The 3,081-nt window shown below is 62.3% G+C and carries 3 protein-coding genes and 1 pseudogene; all 4 read right to left on the bottom strand.

The window, feature by feature from the left end:
• A partial coding sequence (locus EN984_RS28355; RefSeq protein ID WP_206517494.1) for a MucR family transcriptional regulator occupies nt 1-269 on the bottom strand: 269 nt, incomplete at its 3' end.
• 215 nt (nt 270-484) lie between these two features.
• Complete coding sequence (locus EN984_RS28350; RefSeq protein WP_127267459.1) at nt 485-1,204, bottom strand: ROK family protein; 720 nt, start codon at nt 1,202-1,204, stop codon at nt 485-487.
• 12 nt (nt 1,205-1,216) lie between these two features.
• Nucleotides 1,217-2,593: a glucose-6-phosphate dehydrogenase gene (gene zwf, locus EN984_RS28345; RefSeq protein ID WP_127267460.1), complete on the bottom strand. Its 1,377-nt coding sequence runs from the start codon at nt 2,591-2,593 to the stop codon at nt 1,217-1,219.
• Between the two features lie 22 nt (nt 2,594-2,615).
• Nucleotides 2,616-3,081, bottom strand: a pseudogene (locus tag EN984_RS28340) (6-phosphogluconate dehydrogenase (decarboxylating)); the annotation flags it as partial.

The raw sequence follows: 3,081 nt of genomic DNA, 5'->3' as shown, positions 1-3,081 counted from the left end.
CGCTTCAGCGATTTGAACTTCTTGCCGTCTTCGAGGCAGATGATGAAATCGGGTGTCACCGACTTCTTGGGGTTGACCGCCGGGACCAAGGGGGCAGCCACCGGGACCGCAGGCTTGCCGAGCGCGTTTATCGAGGCGCTGACGCTGGCGATGAGGTCGGCCAGGCCGGAGGCGGGCAAGCGGTTCTTCTCGACGTAAGCGGACACGATGTGAGCGGTCAGCTCGAGCAGATCGATGTCTTTACGGGCACTGTTGCTATCGTCGGTCACTCTATTTCTCCGTCTACAGCGAATGACCTGAAAATCGGATTCGACTTCCGGAAAGGATCATGCGCGAAATCAAAATGCTATGGCGTCCTTCGTGCGTCCACGGGACGAATGGCGTTGGTGTAGCGCGGAATTCCTAGTCGGCAAATCTGCGTATTGCAACGACTTGATGTCAGGTCACACGTTATTTTGAACAACTATATTAAACAATAACAGTATCAGACTATCAGCGCTTTGTCGCGCCACAAACGAAACCCGCCTTCGAAGGCGCGTGTGTTGTCGCCGCGCCTGGAGTCGGCGGGCAATTCATCGAGCTTGTCGACGTTGCCGCCGCCAATCACGACATAGTCCGGCTGCATGGCGGCACGGAGCCGGTCGACGACGTCGAAGACGTATTTGCGCCATTTCTTCTTGCCGCGCTTTTCCAGGCCGCGTTCGCCGACATAATCCTCGAAACTCCTGCCCTTCTTGTAGGGCAAATGCGCGAGTTCCATCGGTTGGGCGACGTTGTCGGCGATCATCGCCGCACCGAGACCGGTGCCGAGCCCGAGGAACAGCATGCGCCCGCCCTCGTAGCTGCCGATGGCTTGCATCAGCGCATCATTGACCACTTTCACCGGTTTGCCGAACGCGCCCGCAAAGTCGAATCCAGCCCAGCCCTTGCCGAGATTGGCGGGGTCGGCGAGCGGCCTGTTGTGATTGACCGGGCCGGGATAGCCCATCGAGACGACGTCGTAGGACAGGCCTTCGGCGAGCTTGTTGACCACGTCGATCATCTGCTGCGGCGTCAGGCCCGGCCCCGAATCGGCGCGGCGCTCCTCGCCGCCGGCGCTGGTGAGGATCTTGACGTGCGAGCCGCCGATGCCGATCGTGAGCACGATCTTTTCAGTGTCCGGCTTCTCGGTGCCCGATGCAGGTTGCTTCACCGCCTTGGCCATCGTGTGGTCCTCTCACTTCACCGGATCGATCCAGCCATTGGGCGGCCCGAACCCGGCCATGACGTCCGCCGGTCCCCATGTGAGCGGCTCGTAGAGATGCGGCGGCGTGGTGTCGCCAAGCACCGGGCCGACGATGCGCCAGGCCAGTTCGCTGGCGTCCTGGCGGGTGAACAACTGCCCGTTGCCGTTCATGGCGTCGCCGATCAAGCGCTCATAGGGCGGCATGTCGCCCTTTGAATCGTCGAGCGCCGTCAGTTCGACCTGCTCGCCGATCATGTCGTCGCCCGGCGCCTTGCGCTGTGCTCCGATGGCGATCACCACCTGTGGGTCGATGCGGAAGCGGACGTAGTTCTGGTCGGCGGGCTTGATCGGATCGAAGACATCGAGCGGCGGCCGCTTCAGCCGCACCACCACTTCGGTGACATGCACCGGCATGTTCTTGCCGGCGCGGATGAAGAACGGCACGTCCTGCCAGCGCCAGGTGTCGACGAAGAAACGCACCGCCGCGAAGGTCTCGACGGGCGAGTTCGGCGCCACGCCGGGCTCGGCGAGATAGCCGGTGAACTGGCCACGCACGACATCGTCTTTTGTCAGCGTCCTGATCGCGCGCAGCACCTGCACCTTCTCATCGATCAGGTCGTCGGCGGAACGGCCGACAGGCGGCTCCATGGCAAGCAGCAAAAGGATGTTGAGCAGATGGTTCTCGATGACGTCCCTGATGCAGCCGACATCGTCATAGAAGCGGCCACGTCCCTCGACGCCGAAATCCTCGGCCATGGTGATCTGCACGCTCTCGACGTAGTTGCGGTTCCAGATCGGCTCGAGCAGCGAATTGGCGAAGCGGAAATAGAGCAGGTTCTGGATCGCTTCCTTGCCCAGGTAATGGTCGATGCGGAAGATCGACTGTTCGTCGAACACCAGATGCAGGACCCGGTTCAGCCAGCGCGCCGATTGCAGATCGTGACCGAAGGGCTTTTCCACCATCAGCCGCGCGCCATGCGCCGTGCCTGATTGCTCCAGCCCCTGGACGACGGTCTCGAACATGGTCGGCGGCACCGCCATGTAATGCAGCGGCCGCTGCGCGGTGCCGAGGGCGTTTTTCAGTTTCTCGAACGTCGCTCCGTCACGGTAGTCGCCGCTGACGTAGCGCAGCAGCGAGGCGAATTTGGCGAACGCTTTCTCGTCGATCTTGCCGAGCGCATTGACGATGCCGTCACGCGCGCGCGCCTGCAATTGCTTGAGGTCCCAGGCATCGAAGGCGACGCCGATCACCGGTTCGGTGAGCGTGCCCTTGGCGACCATCTGGTAAAGGGCTGGAAATATCTTCTTGTGGGCGAGATCGCCGGTTGCCCCGAAGAGCACCAGCGTGTCGGACCGTTCCTGGCTCATGCGCGTGTCTCCCCCCGTGTCGTCACTTGCCGGCCTTCGGCTTCTCGACATGGCCGCCAAAGGCATAGCGCATGGCGGAGAGCAGCTTGTCGGCGAATTCGGATTCGCCCTGCGAGGAGAAGCGGTCGAACAGCGCCGAGGACAGCACCGGAGCCGGCACGCCGGTGTCGATCGCCGCCTTCAGCGTCCAGCGCCCTTCGCCGGAATCCGAAACGCGGCCGCCGAAATTCACCAGGCCCGGATCGCTTTTCAAGGCGCCGGCCGTCAAGTCGAGCAGCCAGGAGCCGATAACGCTGCCATGCCGCCAGACCTCGGCCACCTGCGGAAGGTCGATGTCGAACTGGTAGTATTGCGGGTTTTCCAGCGGACTGGTCTCGGCGTCCGCCGTCCGTTGCCGCTTGCCGGCATTGGCCGACTTCAGGATGTTCATGCCTTCGGCATAGGCGGCCATGACGCCATATTCGATGCCGTTGTGCACCATCTTGACG

This window comes from Mesorhizobium sp. M7A.F.Ca.CA.004.12.1.1 (genome assembly GCF_003997835.1).
Classification (GTDB): domain Bacteria; phylum Pseudomonadota; class Alphaproteobacteria; order Rhizobiales; family Rhizobiaceae; genus Mesorhizobium.
This window is presented reverse-complemented; position numbering and strand designations above follow the sequence as displayed.

What these genes read in the sequence shown, in the direction of transcription:
- EN984_RS28350 (WP_127267459.1), bottom strand. Translation starts at nt 1,204, where the DNA reads ATGGCCAAGGCGGTGAAGCAACCTGCATCGGGCACCGAGAAGCCGGAC.
- zwf (WP_127267460.1), bottom strand. Translation starts at nt 2,593, where the DNA reads ATGAGCCAGGAACGGTCCGACACGCTGGTGCTCTTCGGGGCAACCGGC.